This window comes from Pseudomonas sp. LBUM1640 (genome assembly GCF_059716225.1).
On record NZ_CP166816.1, the window covers coordinates 3,010,136 to 3,024,297 of the forward strand.

General features: G+C 63.0%; 10 protein-coding genes and 2 pseudogenes. 7 read left to right on the top strand and 5 right to left on the bottom strand.

Annotated features, from left to right (window positions below; all coding sequences use genetic code 11):
• The first annotated feature begins 41 nt into the window (after positions 1-41).
• From ACA065_RS13535 to ACA065_RS13550, 4 genes are read left to right on the top strand one after another with little or no spacing between them, the layout of a single operon-like run.
• Entirely contained in the window at positions 42-1,163 is a 1,122-nt protein-coding gene (locus ACA065_RS13535) for an AAA family ATPase (RefSeq protein WP_497694938.1), read from the top strand.
• Positions 1,160-1,606, top strand: a complete 447-nt coding sequence (locus tag ACA065_RS13540) for a bpX5 domain-containing protein (protein ID WP_497694939.1) — start codon at positions 1,160-1,162, stop codon at positions 1,604-1,606. Before ACA065_RS13535 ends, ACA065_RS13540 begins: the two co-directional genes overlap by 4 nt.
• A complete protein-coding gene (locus tag ACA065_RS13545; RefSeq protein ID WP_497694940.1) occupies positions 1,593-3,398 on the top strand; it encodes a hypothetical protein in 1,806 nt (601 codons plus the stop codon). Before ACA065_RS13540 ends, ACA065_RS13545 begins: the two co-directional genes overlap by 14 nt.
• Complete coding sequence (locus ACA065_RS13550) at positions 3,391-6,285, top strand: bpX6 domain-containing protein (RefSeq protein ID WP_497694941.1); 2,895 nt, start codon at positions 3,391-3,393, stop codon at positions 6,283-6,285. Before ACA065_RS13545 ends, ACA065_RS13550 begins: the two co-directional genes overlap by 8 nt.
• Here ACA065_RS13550 and ACA065_RS13555 read toward each other — a convergent pair.
• Positions 6,272-6,747: pseudogene (locus tag ACA065_RS13555) on the bottom strand (LysR substrate-binding domain-containing protein). The gene ACA065_RS13550 and the pseudogene ACA065_RS13555 sit on opposite strands and share 14 nt — an antisense overlap.
• Positions 6,748-6,901: 154 nt before the next feature.
• On the bottom strand, positions 6,902-8,056 hold the full coding sequence (gene ampC / locus ACA065_RS13560) for a class C beta-lactamase (RefSeq protein ID WP_497694942.1): 1,155 nt from the start codon (positions 8,054-8,056) through the stop codon (positions 6,902-6,904).
• Positions 8,057-8,183: 127 nt separating this feature from the next.
• Here ampC and ACA065_RS13565 point away from each other — a divergent pair, with 127 nt between their 5' ends.
• Together ACA065_RS13565 and ACA065_RS13570 are read left to right on the top strand one after the other, a co-directional pair.
• On the top strand, positions 8,184-9,062 hold the full coding sequence (locus tag ACA065_RS13565) for a LysR family transcriptional regulator (RefSeq protein WP_497694943.1): 879 nt from the start codon (positions 8,184-8,186) through the stop codon (positions 9,060-9,062).
• 50 nt (positions 9,063-9,112) lie between these two features.
• Positions 9,113-10,006 (top strand): LysR family transcriptional regulator, encoded by an 894-nt coding sequence (locus ACA065_RS13570; protein ID WP_497694944.1) that lies wholly within the window; start codon positions 9,113-9,115, stop codon positions 10,004-10,006.
• Here ACA065_RS13570 and ACA065_RS13575 read toward each other — a convergent pair whose 3' ends face one another.
• From ACA065_RS13575 to ACA065_RS13585, 3 genes are read right to left on the bottom strand one after another with little or no spacing between them, the layout of a single operon-like run.
• Positions 10,007-10,582, bottom strand: coding sequence for a DUF1349 domain-containing protein (locus tag ACA065_RS13575; protein WP_497694945.1), 576 nt, complete (start codon positions 10,580-10,582; stop codon positions 10,007-10,009).
• A gap of 57 nt (positions 10,583-10,639) precedes the next feature.
• Positions 10,640-12,142, bottom strand: a complete 1,503-nt coding sequence (locus ACA065_RS13580; protein WP_497694946.1) for an APC family permease — start codon at positions 12,140-12,142, stop codon at positions 10,640-10,642.
• Positions 12,139-13,407, bottom strand: a complete 1,269-nt coding sequence (locus ACA065_RS13585; RefSeq protein ID WP_497694947.1) for an aspartate aminotransferase family protein — start codon at positions 13,405-13,407, stop codon at positions 12,139-12,141. Before ACA065_RS13585 ends, ACA065_RS13580 begins: the two co-directional genes overlap by 4 nt.
• 253 nt (positions 13,408-13,660) lie before the next feature.
• Here ACA065_RS13585 and ACA065_RS13590 point away from each other — a divergent pair.
• Positions 13,661-14,122 (top strand): annotated as a pseudogene (locus ACA065_RS13590) (DUF2252 family protein); the annotation flags it as partial.
• Positions 14,123-14,162 lie beyond the last annotated feature (40 nt).

Here is a 14,162-nt window from a genome sequence, read left to right on the forward strand (position 1 = left end):
CTCAGGCAAGATTCCTCGCTTTGGTTTCAGGGAAGACGCCCATGATTGCTCAGTTGCAAAGCGCTGCCGCGCAAATCCGCCACGCTGTGCGTACGGCCACCGAAGGGTTGGTTGGGCGTGAGCAATTGGCCGAGCTGATTGTGCTGGCGGCGGTTGCCCAGGAGCACATTCTGGTCATCGGCCCGCCCGGTACGGCCAAAAGCGCCGTGGTACGCCGTGTGGCGCAGTCCATGGGTGGGCGCTACTTCGAGTACTTGCTGGGGCGTTTCACCGAGCCGTCGGAGCTGTTCGGCGCTGTGGACCTGAAGAAACTGCGTGAAGGCACGGTGGAAACCGACGTCAGCGGCATGCTGCCGGAGGCCGATATCGTGTTTCTCGATGAAGTCTTCCTGGGCTCCACCGCCATCCTCAATACCCTGTTGGGCGTTCTCAACGAGCGCCGCTTTCGCCGTGGCCATACCCAGATCCAATGCCCGCTGCGCGTGTGTGTCGGGGCTGCCAACGGCTTGCCGGACGATGAAGCGCTGGCGGCGTTTGGCGACCGCTTCCTGTTGCACCTGTTCGTCGAGTCGGTGCCAGACAACCAATTGGAAGCCATGCTGGCGGGCGGTTGGCAGTCGGAACAGCGGCCGATGCAGCAGTTGCTGGGGCTGGCCCAGTTGGACACGCTGAGCCAGGCCCTGAAAAACGTTGACCTGGGCGCGGTGCGTCCGGCGCTGGCCCAGGCAATTCGTCGCCTGCGCGAAGCAGGCATCCAGCTGTCGGACCGCCGCATCGTCAAGTCCCAACGGCTGATCGCGGCCGCAGCCTTGCTGGGCGGGCGCCTGGAAGCCAGCGACGCCGACCTGTGGCCATTGCTGTATGTGCTGCCCACCAAGGAAACCCAGCAACATGGCCGCGAAGTGCTGCGCGACCTGTTTGCGGCGTCCAGCAACAGCCATTTGTTCAGCGCGGTCGAAGAGGCCACCTTGCAGCCGATGTCGCGCCTGAACCGCTTGCTGGAAACCGCGCAAGACTACTTGGCCCGCAGCGAACCGCCGGCCAGCCCGGCGCTCGAAGGCCTGTTGCGCGAGATCGACGCCAACTTCAATAGCCAGACACTGCCGGAACCCTTGCAGCACGTGCGCAGCCAACTGGCCCGATTGCTGACGCCGACGCCATGAGTGCCGGCACACAGACCTGGGCCTGGCGCCCGCGGCAGGTGCCCGCGGACCCTCAGGCTGCAGTGGCCTGGGGCGATGTCGCGCGCCGTTTGCATGCGCGCTTGCTGCTGCTCGCGGCTGAACAGGCTTCGCGCTTGCAGGCCACCGCCAGCGGCGACGTATTGGTCGTCACCGGGGCGGCGGTTGATTTGCCGTGGGTTGACGGTGTGGAATACGCCGCCACCCACCCCAGTGCGCCAGGGGTGTGGCTACCCACCAGTTGGCAGCCGACAGTGCCGGTGGACCTGCTCGGCCAGACGCTGTCGGCGCATTTCAAACGCTCGCCCTTGTTGTTGTGGCGCGAACCGCAAGCGGTGGTGCCGCTGGATCGCCTGTTGCCGGTGTCTGTCGAGCATCTTCAGCGCATCGCCACTTACTGGGGCGCGCGCGATGCAACTGCCTGAAGCCCTGCAACCCTGGCGGCAATGGCTGGAGTGGTTTGCGCCGGAGCATCTGCCGCTGTTCGCCGACCTGCTGGGGCGTCTGAACCCGGTGCTTGGGCCACTGCGCGGCATGCAGCAGGGCGGTGTGCCGGAACCTGACGGCGTGGGTGATCTGCAACGCCGTGGGCCTTATGAACGGCTGCTCTCCAGCGAATGGCTGCTGGCTGACGAAGTGCCCGATGAGTTTATGCGTCGCGCGGTCGGCGGCGAGCATATGTTCCTGGCGCCGCAGTACCGCGCCCGTGAAGCCAATCGCCTGATTATCGTGCTCTTCGACGCAGGCCCCCTGCAGTTGGGCGCCGCGCGGTTGGTGCACATCGCTTTGCTGATGCTGTTGGCCCGGCGCGCTGAGGAAGCGGGGGCGCAGTTGCGCTGGGGCATCCTGCAAGCCGCGCCGGTGCTGCATGAACTCGATAGCCCGGCGCAGCTCAAACGGCTGCTCAAGGCCCGCACCTATGAAAGTGTCGCCCCGGCGCACTGGCACGCCTGGCATGAATGGCTGGCCGCGCAGGGCGAGACGCTGGGTGAGTGCTGGACAGTCGGGCAGCGCTTGCCCAAGGACACAACCAAGACCTGTACGCATCGGGTGCAGGTGCAGCGCAGCCTGGACGGGCACAGCCTGTCCTTTGAGTTGCACACCGGGTCGATGCGGCGTGTGATTTTGCCTATACCGGATGAGGCGCGCGCGGTGCAGCTGCTCAAAGGCCAGTTCGACGATGAAATCCAGGCGCCGCCGTCGAATCTCGCACGGGCAGTGCCACGGGTCGCCTTGACCTTGCCGCCTGTGATCTCCAGCGCCGGTAACTATGTGGCGCTGCGCCTGCTCGATGAGTCGGGCATGGTGGTGATCAAACTGCCGCACAAGAACCAGAAAAAGTCCCTGGAGGTACGGCGCCGGCTGTGGGGCAAGCATCAGCGCGTATTGAGCACCACCTTTCACCACCGTAGCCTCGGTGCCGTGTTGAGCGATAACGATAGCCTGACGTTCTGGAACATCCCCGGTATGCCCACCGTCGACAAACCCACCCGTGAACAGCTGCAACTGCCACCGGGCACCGCGACGTTCCTGCCGAGTGTCTGGCTGCACGGTCAGAACTCAGTGCGTGTGTACCTGCTGGACAACCAGGGACGGCTTGCCTACTGGAAGTCGCGTCAACTCTGCCGGGTGGCGGACGACGTGTTGAGCCTGGTGCAGGTCGACCCTTTGACCATCGCCTATGCGCGCAGCGAAGGCGGGCAGATCGTCGCGTATTCGGGGTCTGCTGACGGTTTACGCACCAATGGTCATGCCGTCGGCTCGGCCGAGGGCGTCAGCCAAGTGCTGTTGGCCGCCAACTTTTACTGGCGCCAATACTGCGGCGGTTGCGCGCTGCTGACCACCCACGACGGCCACCAGAGTTGGCGCCTGGTGACCCATGAAAGCTTTCCGGCGAAACACGAACAGATCGACTTGGCGCCGGGCTGGAAAGCCATCGGCCTGCACCACGCGTTCGGCCAACGGCAGCTCTACTCACTGGTGCTGCTGGGGCCGAACCAGCACAGCGTCGGGCTGTACATCGAGGGGCAACAGCGCAATCTGTTTACCACCTCGGCGCCGATTGCTCGCGCGAGCTTTTGCCCCATGAGCGGCTTGATCGCCGTACTGACCACCGAACGCGAATTGCTGGTTTACTCGGTAGCCGAGCGCGCCATGCGCCTGCAAGTGATGTGCAACCAGGCACCGCAGCTGACTCAGGAAGGTGCCAATGCTTGACCCAGAACGGATGCTGATTCGCCGCCCGGTACTGACCGGCCACCAACAGATTGACGGCCTATGGTTTGCCGGCGAGCGCTTTGATGAAGGCGAGCGCAGGCGCTTGATCCTCGAGTATTGGCAAACCGACGCGCGCGCCTATCGCTTTGCCGACGGTGATTTGCTGCAGTTCCATACGCCGTGCCCAATGCACTGCGAAAGCCTGCACGGCTGGCCGCTGATCCGCCAGGGCCGGGGCTTGTCGTCTGCTGCGCTGCACCCCGAGGAACTGCGGGGGCTGGCTGCTGCCGACCTGTGGCTGGTACGCGGCAGCCAGGTTCACGGCCTGCAGTTGCGCGATGCTCACGTGCTGACGCCTGGGCTGTGGCTCGACATCAATACCTACACACTGCTCGACACATTCGACTGCCATACCCCGTTGCCTGCCACGGTGCCGGACGCGGTGGTCACCGACTTGCGCGAAATCCTCGGTGGGCCACTGGAGCCGGTCAGCCCGGAGCGTGCAGCGGTGATGCAAGCGCTACTGGAGCGCCAGCGTCCCACGCCGAGTACAGGGGCTGGCGCCAGCGCGTCGTCTGCGCAAAACCACGCGAATACTGCCCGGGAAGTCTCGTCCCCGGTGCTGAAAATCGTGATTGGCTTGTTGCTGTTGGGTGGGCTGATCCGCCTCTTTGGCCAAAGCGAGCCTGCAGCCGAACTTGCCACCCACACACAGTCGTTCAGCGGCATGCTCCTGGGCGCCGTAATCTGGATGGTTGTGATCACCGCGTTACTCTTCGGCTTGAACCGCTTCCTGCACCGTGGCGCGTCGGCACCCGCCAAGGCGGCGCCCAGGCCTGTTGCCCCGGCATCCGCTAACCCAGGCATCGCGGCGCGCGCCACCCCACGCAGACATAAACCTGCCGCGTGGCGCCGTCTGTTAACCCGGCTAACCCAGCATTCGCAGCTCTCCAAGCTGTATGGCAAACGCCAGGCCGCCTACATGCAGCGCATGTTGGAGATGTTTGAGGACGGCAATTTCGAAGAAGCCTTGCGTCACGCGATCCCCTTGAACAGCGGCAAGTCCAGTGGCGAACAGAGCTTTGGGACGCCCCAGCGCCGCCAGGACCTGAACCTCAGCCAACAGGATGGCCCCGCACGCTCGATGCTGTTCGAAGAAGACTTGGCCGCGCACTTGGCGCAGGTGTATCGACAGACCTTTGAGCGCCTGGACCGTGCCGGGCGTATCGAAGAAGCGGTGTTTGTGCTCGCCGAATTGCTCAAGGAGCATCAGCAAGCCCTCGACTACCTGGAGAAACATGCACGCTACCAGCAGGCTGCCGACCTGGCCCTGGCGTGGGACATGCCGCCTGCGGTAATCGTGCGCCTGCTGTGCCTGGCCGAGCACTGGCAGCGCGCCGTGCTGGTGGCGCGGCGCGACAATGCTTTCGCCGATGCCGTGGTGATGCTGCAGGCCAAGTCACCGGAAATCGCCGAGCGCTTGCGCCTGGAGTGGGCCGAGTCATTGATCGCCAAAGGCCTGTGGTTGCAAGCCGTCGATGTGATCTGGAGCCTGCCGGCTGAGCGCCCACGCGCCGCGCAATGGTTGCTCAATGCCGAGGCTGCCGGCGGGCGCTTGGGCATTGAGGCGCTGGTCAAACGCGCGATCCTGTTGCCCGAAACGCTGCACGCTTACGGGCCCTGGGTCGAGCAATTGCGTGACGACCCCGCCCGCGCCGGCGAACGCGCCGCCCTGGCGCAGGCCTTGTTGCTGCACAAGACGCACACCACCGCTTTGGCCTGGCTGGCCGGTGCCACCGTGCACGCGATTCTGGCCGATCAATTCAGCGATCAAGGGCAGCTGACGCACAATCAGCTGCAGGCGCTGGTCAAGATGAGTCGGGATAAATCGCTGCAGGCAGACTTGCCGGGCCAGGCGCTGAAGCGAGCGCCGGTGGTCTCGCTGGACCGTTTGGGCGACACCCGCGAATGGTCAGCGCCGGCCGCTGGCAGCCGGCCGATTTTCGACGCAGCGCCGCTGGAAGACGAACGTTACCTGGTGGCGTTGGGCGAGGCCGGTGTGATGGTGGTGGATGCGGCGGGCGCAGTGTTGTTTCACTTTGCGGTGCCGGCGCAAAAAATCGTTATTGCCCATAGCCGACAGGTCGCGTTGGTGCTGATCTGGCGGGGGAATATATGGCGCGTCAGCAAACTTGACCTGGTCAATCGTGTCGCCAAAGACCTCGGTGTACTGGCCATGGATGTCTTTGCAAACGCGTTTGATGGCAGCAGTTGGACCATCGGCAAAGGCCCGCAGTTGCGCGTGGTGGATGTTGACCGTGGCTTTGAAACGCTCTGGCATGTGAGTGACCTGCCGGAGTCGGTGCGAACCATCAAGGTGGATGAGCACAACGAATACCTGTGGTTGTCAGCGCCGGGTGGGTGCCTGATGCTGTGGCATTATCGCCTGCCGGAGCGGCGTCTGGTCAGCCGCGAAAGCGCGTTTGACATCGTAGCGACGGACTTCCAGGTTCCCAGTGCCACCGCTGAATCGGCGCAGTATCGGATCAAGCACGACGATGGAACACCCACTCTGATCCTTAAGCAGCAAGGGGTTCGAAAGCGCTACAAGCTGCCTGGCAACTTGCCGGAAGAAGAATGGGATGAGTCCGTCAGCCCGTATCTATTTGAGGATTGGTTGCTGATCAATTATCGGGTTGAGCAGCAGGATACCTGCTGGCACGTGATCCACCGCACCAGCGATCGGCTTTGCGTCACGTTGCACTGGCCGCAAACGCCGGCCCAGCTTCGCCGCCTGGGGTCTGATCTGTTGCTGTTCGACGGGCAGGGCCGCCTGAGCCATATCAATATCGATAACGCCAGCCAGCGCAACATCAGCCTGCACTGAGTGTGTCCGGCATCAGGGTGGCGATCAACGCCCGAATGGTGCCCGGCAAGGCTTCCAGTTCGCGCACCAGGATGCTGCGCTCGCGAATCGCCCAGGGCTCATCGAGCTTCACCGTCACCAATTGCATAGTGCGGCTGTGCCGTACCGCGGCGGACTCTGGAATGATGCCGATGCCCACACCGGCCTCGACCATCCGGCAAATCGCCTCGAAGCTCGACACCTGGATACGCAACGACAAATGCTTGCCGAGCCGCTCCACGTGTTCACGCAAAAAGCTCAACAACGTGCTGCCTTCGTGCAGCACCTGCAAACCCGCCGCTTCAACGGGGCTGGCCACGGCTGTCGCGGTACAGCAGGCGCGTATCGAGTTGGCCTTCGAGCGCCTTGATCCGCGCACTGGCGGCGGCTGGGGGATTCAGCGATATGGATAAACAGGCGCAGGTCGGCGAGATCGAAGTGTATGGCGGCTCCTAGGTGTACACAGCGCTCATCACAATGAAGATCCAAAATGTGGGAGCGGGCTTGCTCGCGAAAGCGGTGGGTCAGTCAGCTCATGTGTAACTGACCCACTGCATTCGCGAGCAAGCCCGCTCCCACAGTTGATTGTCGCCCGGCCTTATTTGTCCATCGCGCTCAAGATCGCATGCGCCACCTTCACCCGCTCAGCATTCGGGTAGTTCTTGTTCGCCAGCATCACCACGCCCATGTCCTTGCTCGGCACATACACCACGTAGGCGCCAAAACCGCCGGTCGAGCCGGTTTTGTTGTACAGCACGTTGGCCGGTTGCGGCTGCGCCGGTGTCAGCCAATTGACCTTATGCGGTTCCATCGCCATGGGCGTGGAGTTGCCCTCCAGCAAGGCTTGCAGCGTGATCGGGTAAGGGTAGCGTTCCCAACCCAGGCCCTGGGTCATGCCGTTCACGGTGTAGTAACCCGCGTGAGTCGCGGCAATCGCTTGTTGCAGCGGTTTTTCCAGGGTTTCCGGGTGCAGGTTGACCATCACGTAGTGAGCCAGGTCCTGGGCGCTGGTCTTGATGCCGTAGGCTTCGCTGTCGAGTGCGCCGGGGCTGACGCGTACAGGCTTCTGGTGCTTGTCATAGCCCTGGGCGTACAGGCTGGATTTTTCAGCGGGTACGCTGACGTGGGTGTTGTTCAAGCCCAGCTTGGGCAGCAGGGTTTTCTCCATGGCCACGTTGAACGGTTGGCCAAGGCTTTGCGCCGACAGGTAGCCGAACAGCCCGATGCTCGGGTTGGAATACAGGCGTTGTGTGCCTGGTGCGTATGTCGGTTTCCAATGCTGGAAGTAGCCGAGCATGGTCTCCGCGCTGTCGGCCGCGTCCGGGAACTGCAGGGGCAGGCCACCGGGGGTGTAGGTCGCCAGTTGCAGCAGGCTGATCTGGTCGAAGGCGCTGCCGGCCAACGCGGGCAGGTGCTGGCTGGCGGTGTCCGACAGCTTGAGCTTGCCGGTCGCCTGGGCGTAACCGCCGAGGGTGGCGGTGAAGGTTTTGCTCACCGAGCCGATCTCGAACAGGGTGTTTTCGCTGACCGGTTGCTGGGTTTCTTTTGAAGCCGTGCCGTAGTTAAAGTATTGCACCTTGCCGTTCTGAACCACGGCCACCGCCAGGCCCGGAATGGCCTGTTGTTGCATCAACGGTTTTACGCTGGCGTCTACCACGGCTTGCAGGTCGGTTGCCGCCAGGCAGTGGCTGGCCGCTACCAACAAAGCCAGGGCGGTTAAATTACGCACTCCAAACAGAGAAAGTTGGGGCATGATGTCGCTTCCATGAGGTGATCGATTAAATAGAGAGCCTGCGCAGGCGAGGCAAATGTAGACAGTTTGCCGGCCGCGAACAAACGATCATATCTCGCACCAGCCATTAGAAAATCTGGGGTCAAGCATGCTGCGTTCCCATCTGCCGCTCAATGCCTTGCGCGCCTTTGAGGCGTCGGCCCGCCACTTGAGCTTTACCCGGGCCGCCATTGAGCTGTGTGTGACCCAGGCGGCGGTCAGCCATCAAGTGAAAAGCCTTGAAGCACAGCTCAATGTCACCTTGTTCAAGCGCCTGCCACGCGGTTTGATGCTGACCAGCGAGGGCGAGACCCTGCTGCCGGTGGTGCGCGAATCGTTTGACCGCATCGCCCAGACCCTCAGCCAGTTCGAAGGCGGGCACTACCGTGAAGTACTCACCGTGGGCGCGGTGGGCACCTTTACCGTGGGTTGGCTGCTGCCACGCCTGCCGGACTTTCAGGCGCGCTACCCGTTTATCGACCTGCGCCTGTCCACCCACAACAACCGCGTCGACGTGGCCGCCGAAGGCTTGGATTACGCGATCCGTTTCGGCGCTGGGGCCTGGCACGGCACGGACGCCTGCGAACTGCTCGCAGCGCCGCTGACCGTGCTGTGTACGCCCACGCTGGCCGAGCAATTGCGCACGCCCGCCGACCTGTTGAAGCACACGCTGCTGCGCTCCTACCGCGCCGATGAGTGGACCCAATGGTTCCAGGCCGCAGGCCTGCCCGCCGACACCGTCGTACCACGCAGCATCGTGTTCGATTCGTCGCTGGCGATGATGGAGGCGGCGCTGCAAGGCATCGGTGTGGCGCTGGCCCCGGCGATGATGTTTTCGCGGCAATTGGAGAGTGATCTGGTGCGCCAGCCGTTCGAGGTGGGTATTACCACCGGCAGTTACTGGCTGACACGCTTGCAGTCGCGCGCCGAAACCCCGGCGATGCTGGCGTTCAAAGCGTGGCTGCAAGCTGTATCCGCCAACGCCTGAGTCGTGCCATTCTCGAGCCAGGCACAGCCCCCCGATCAACAGGAGACCCGATGCAGACTTCCGGCGTGGACATCCGTCAACTCAAGGCCTTTGTGGTTGTGGCCGAAGAGCTCAGCTTCGTCCGTGCCGCCACGCGCTTGCATGTCTCCCAACCGGCCTTGTCGCAGACCATTCGCCAGTTCGAGGCGTTGCTGGACGTGCAGCTGTTCGAGCGCAATACCCGCAACGTTGCGCTGACCGATGCGGGCCAGGCGCTGTTGGTGGAGGCTCGCGAGATCGTCAATGGCGTCGGCCGGCTGGTACAGGCGGCTCGCGAGCATGCGCGCGGTGTGCGCGGTTGCTTGAATGTGGGCTTCCTGATCGGTGCTGGCGTGGATTTGATGCCGCAGATTCTCAGCGTGTTCGCTAAACGCTATCCCCAGATTGAACTGGTGGTACGCGAATACGACTTTGCTTCACCCCACGCCGGCATCGATGCCGGTATGGACGTGGCCGTGCTGCGCCCACCGCTGGGGTTACCGGATATCGAGTTGCACACCTTGGTTGCCGAACCGTGCGTGGCCTGCCTGGCCTCCAGTCATCGATTGGCCGGCGAGAGCCGCGTCAGCGTGCATGACTTGCTGGATGAGCCGATTATCGCCGCGCCCGGCAGCGGCGTATGGCGCAGTTACTGGACCGCCGATGCCTACCGCAACGGGCAACCGGCGCCCATCGTGCACGAAGCCTCGACGGTGGAAACCGAATTGCAGGCGGTGGCGTCGGAGCGCGGTATCAGCATCACCGCCTTGTCCACCGCGCGCTTTTACGCACGGCCTGGCTTGGCGTTCCCGGTGATCAGCGACATGCCGATGTGCGAAGTGGCGGTGGCCTTGCCGCCGCACCCGAGCATGGCCGCGCGCAACTTTGCCGAACTGGCAGTGGAAGTGGCGAGCAGCCGCGGCTAGTCAGGACAGGTCGTGCAAAGATTTGCCGTTCGGCGCGTCGACTTGCCACTCGGAAAAGCTCACCTCCAGGCCGCCGCGCTCAGGCGTGCAGCAGTACGGCCCGACCTGATACGACGCCGCAACAGGGAAGGGCGCCAACCGCACCAACGGCCAGCTCACACCGTCCACCGAGACCTGCACGCGTAATACGCCGTTGGCCACCGTCGCGCGAATCCAGAACGCCTGCGGGTCGCCGGGGAATACGCCGGTGGCCCAGTCCGACACACCATCGGTCAACACACTGCTGAGCAGCGTTACGCCATCAGACAGCTCTGCGCCGATCTTCACCCAATGCGCTTCATCCACACGCACCATCAACCCGGCCTGATCGTACAGATGCGCAAACCCACCCTGGATTTTCACCTGGGCGGTAAATTCCCCTGGCGTTTGCACAAACAAAAAGTGGCCGTTGTCGCGCACAAAGCCGTAGTGGGTTTCGCGCCAGAAATCGGTGTGGGCATCGGTGGTGACCGTCAGCCGGTCGTCTTCGCGGGTCCACTGTTGTGGCGGGTTGAGCCAGGTCGCCTGGGCAAACATCGATAGATCTCCTTGAGAGTGACAAGCAAAACCCCGTTGCCGGGGTTTTGTGCGTGGCTAGTGATCGAGCAGCTTACTGCTCGGCCCCGCGCTGCCATTGTTGAGGCGCGTGCGCAGCGAGAATAACCACCACAGCACGCCGACGCCCAGTGTAACGCCGGTGGTGATCGCACCGGTGTGGCTTTCTTCAGGCACGCTGAGGGTGAGGATCACCGCGATGGCCCAGGCGCCGCCCAGCAGGATCATCGGCAACAGCCAGCGGCCCAGGCTGAACACACCGTCCGGTGCGCCGGGCATGCGGCCGTTGCGGTAGGCCAGGAAGGCAGCGATCAAGGTCAGCAGGTAGGTGCAGTAATAGGTCAGGCCGACCATCGAGTAGATCGCCGTGACAAACCCGCCGCTGGCCAGGTTGAGCAGTACGGCGATGGCAGTGATCAAGACGATGGCCGCCACCGGTGTGCCGAAGTGCGGGTTGATCTTGGCCAGCACCTTGGAGCCCGGCAGCATGTTGTCCCGCGACAGCGCGAAGGTCATGCGCGTGGCCACCGCCATATTGGCGATCAGGCACGCCAGGATCGAGGCGAAGGCAATCACGATCATGCCGATACCGGCGGCGTTGCCCAGTTGCAGGCGAACGATATTGATCACCGGGTTTTTACTGTGGCTGAGCAACTCGCTGACCGAGCCCGGTATCGCAATGCTGAGCAGCGCAAACACCACAAAACCCAGCACGCTGGACACTAGCACCGCGCGAATCATCGCCCGGGGTGCGGCGCGGCGCGGGTCTTTGGTTTCTTCGGACAGGTCCGCGGCGCCTTCCCAGCCCAGCAGCACCGACACCGGCAACAAGGTGGCGAGGGCGAGGGTGGTGAAGCTGATTTCGCCGTTACTCACCGGCTGCGCCGAGGTCAGGATCGCGACGCCTTGGGTGTGTTCGAAAAAGAAAAACACGCCAAAGAACAAGGCAATCGCCAGCAGCACCGTGCCGATGATCTCGATGATCGCGCCGATGTCGTTGATCCGCGTGGCCAGGCGAATCCCGCAGATATTCAACAGCCCCACCACCAGCGTCGCGCCGATGCTCAGGCCCTGGATCTGGCCCTGGGTGGGGTTGGCCCAGATCTCCGGCGCAAACACTGTGCCGATGGCTGCCGAGGTGGCCGCCGTGCCGGCCACAAACGAGGTGAACGCCACCCAACCGGTGAACCAGCCGAAGTGATTACCGGCCAAGCGGCTTGACCATTGATAGGCATAGCCGGTGAGTGGAATGCGCCCGGCCAAATGGCAGTAAACCATCACGATGCAACACACCAGCGGGATCACCAGCAGCCACAGCAGGATGCCGATGCCGCCGACTCGGTTGAACGGGTCGGCAAACAGCGTGACCACGCCGGTGTTGATCGAGACCATGGAGAAGGCCAGGGCAAACGAGGTGAAGGCACTCATGGTGCGGTGCATCTTCTGCTCGTAGCCTAAGCTCGCCAGGTCGGCGTCGTCGCTGGACAGCGGGGCCTGGACATTCGGTGGGGCGGTGACGGGGGTTTCGACAATCGTGCTCATGGCCGTTGCTCCTCGATGATGCCGATCACTTCATCCAGCACGTCGAGGGCCTTGGCCAGCAGCGGGCGTTCGATGTCCAGCGGCGGCTTGACCTTGATCAGGTTGCCCAGGCCCGCATAGCGGCTCTCGCCAAACAATACGCCGCGCTCCAGCCCAAGGCGATAGACCTCCTGGGACTCGCGGCACGCGGGCTCCTTGGTGGTGCGGTCCTTGACCAGTTCGATGGAGGCCATCAGGCCCGGGCAGCGCACGTCGCCGATCAACGGGTGGCGGGTTTGCATCTCTTTAAGCCGTGCAGTGATGTACTCGCCCGAGTCGCGCGCCTTGTCGCACAGGCCGTCGGCGACAATGGCTTCGACAGCGGCGTAACCCGCCGCGAGGGACACCGGGAAGTGGCCAAACGTCAGCGCTTCCTCACCTTCATCAAACCACTTGAGTGTGTCAGCGGCCAGGATGCCAGCCAGCGGGAAGCCGCCGCCCACGCCTTTGCCGAACACAATGATGTCGGGCAGCACGTCGTAATAATCCGCCGCCCACATGGTGCCCATGCGTCCGAAACCGGTTTGCACCTCATCGAAAATCAACAGCACGCCGAGGCGATCACAGATCTCGCGCACACCTTTGTAGTACGAACGCGGGAACTCTATATGCCCGCCATTGCCCTGGATCGGCTCCATCATTAACGCCGCCACGCCACCGTCGACGCCTTTGACAATGGTGTCTTCGAGCAGACCCAGGCACAGCTGGGATTCGGTTTGCGGGTCCAGCCCGAGTCGGGTGCGATACGGGTTGGGGTGCGGCACGCGGGTAAAGCGCGGCTGAATCGCCAGGAACGGGTTATTCGGGTGCGGCCAGCTGGCACCGAGGGTGGCCAGGGAGCGGCCGTGGTAACCGTCTTGCAGCACTAACAGGTTCTGCGCGCCGGGGCGGTTCTTGAAGGCCAGTTTCATCGCCATTTCACCGGCGAGGCTGCCATGCAGGGCAAAGCCCATTTGGTTGAGCGAGGCGGGCGAGACTTCGCGCAGTTTCGCCACCAATCGGGTGTGGGCGGGCGAGCCGAAGTTGGGGCGGATGTGGGTCATGTCGCGCAATTGCGCAATAGCCGCCTCCACCACGCGAGGGTCGTTGGCCCCCAGGTTGTTCGACCACGCCTGGGCGGTGCAGTCGATGTATTCCTTGCCTTGGTCGTCCCAAACCAGCGAGCCACGGGCCTTGACCAGGTTGATCTTGGGCGCCTGGGGTGCGGTGTTCATCACGTCATTCATCTGCTTTATCTCTTTTGTTAGGGCGGCAGTGTTTGTGGATGTGTGCAGTTAGGGTTGTGACTCGCTGCATCGAGTAAGGCCGATGCTAGCGCGCAAGGCGGGGCGATTAGAAAGACGGATTAACGTGGGATTATTTGGCGCGGCTTATGAATGAATCAGGCCTTGCGCCACTTTTTTTGAAACATAATGAAACATTTGTGGACGTGGCTCGGACCTGCCAGAGGTGACCACCGCGCGCATGCTCGAAGAAATGAAGGATGATCAGGAATACTGCCTGATCGACATCAAGCAAGCCGTCGGCGCTGCTGCACCGCGTGGGTTGCGCGCGAAGATGACCAGGGATAACGCGCGGCGGGTGGTGGAGGGCGCACGTAAGCTGTCACCGGGCTTGGGTGAGCGCATGCTGGCGACGCGCTTTTTGGACCACGGACTCTTCATCCGCGAGCTGCTGCCCCAGGACATGAAACTGGAACTGGATGAACTCAGCGAAACCGACGCCCTGCACGCCGCCGGTTACCTGGCGCGCGTGGTCGGCATCGCCCACGCCCGGCAGATGGACCGCGATACGCGCAAACAGTGGATGGCGGTTTTGCAGGAAAACCGCTCCAAACAGCTGGATGCACCGTCGTGGTTATGGACCAGTGTGGTGCAATTGGTGGGCAGCCATGAGCAGGGTTATCTCAACCATTGTCGGCGGTATGCCCTAGAACACTGATCTGGAAAACTGCGACTGCTCAATGTGGGAGCGGGCTTGC

Coding starts and splice junctions, on each gene's coding strand:
- ACA065_RS13565 (WP_497694943.1), top strand. CDS start 8,184: ATGCTGCGTTCCCATCTGCCGCTCAATGCCTTGCGCGCCTTTGAGGCG.
- ACA065_RS13550 (WP_497694941.1), top strand. CDS start 3,391: ATGCTTGACCCAGAACGGATGCTGATTCGCCGCCCGGTACTGACCGGC.
- ampC (WP_497694942.1), bottom strand. CDS start 8,056: ATGCCCCAACTTTCTCTGTTTGGAGTGCGTAATTTAACCGCCCTGGCT.
- ACA065_RS13570 (WP_497694944.1), top strand. CDS start 9,113: ATGCAGACTTCCGGCGTGGACATCCGTCAACTCAAGGCCTTTGTGGTT.
- ACA065_RS13580 (WP_497694946.1), bottom strand. CDS start 12,142: ATGAGCACGATTGTCGAAACCCCCGTCACCGCCCCACCGAATGTCCAG.
- ACA065_RS13535 (WP_497694938.1), top strand. CDS start 42: ATGATTGCTCAGTTGCAAAGCGCTGCCGCGCAAATCCGCCACGCTGTG.
- ACA065_RS13585 (WP_497694947.1), bottom strand. CDS start 13,407: ATGAATGACGTGATGAACACCGCACCCCAGGCGCCCAAGATCAACCTG.
- ACA065_RS13545 (WP_497694940.1), top strand. CDS start 1,593: ATGCAACTGCCTGAAGCCCTGCAACCCTGGCGGCAATGGCTGGAGTGG.
- ACA065_RS13575 (WP_497694945.1), bottom strand. CDS start 10,582: ATGTTTGCCCAGGCGACCTGGCTCAACCCGCCACAACAGTGGACCCGC.
- ACA065_RS13540 (WP_497694939.1), top strand. CDS start 1,160: ATGAGTGCCGGCACACAGACCTGGGCCTGGCGCCCGCGGCAGGTGCCC.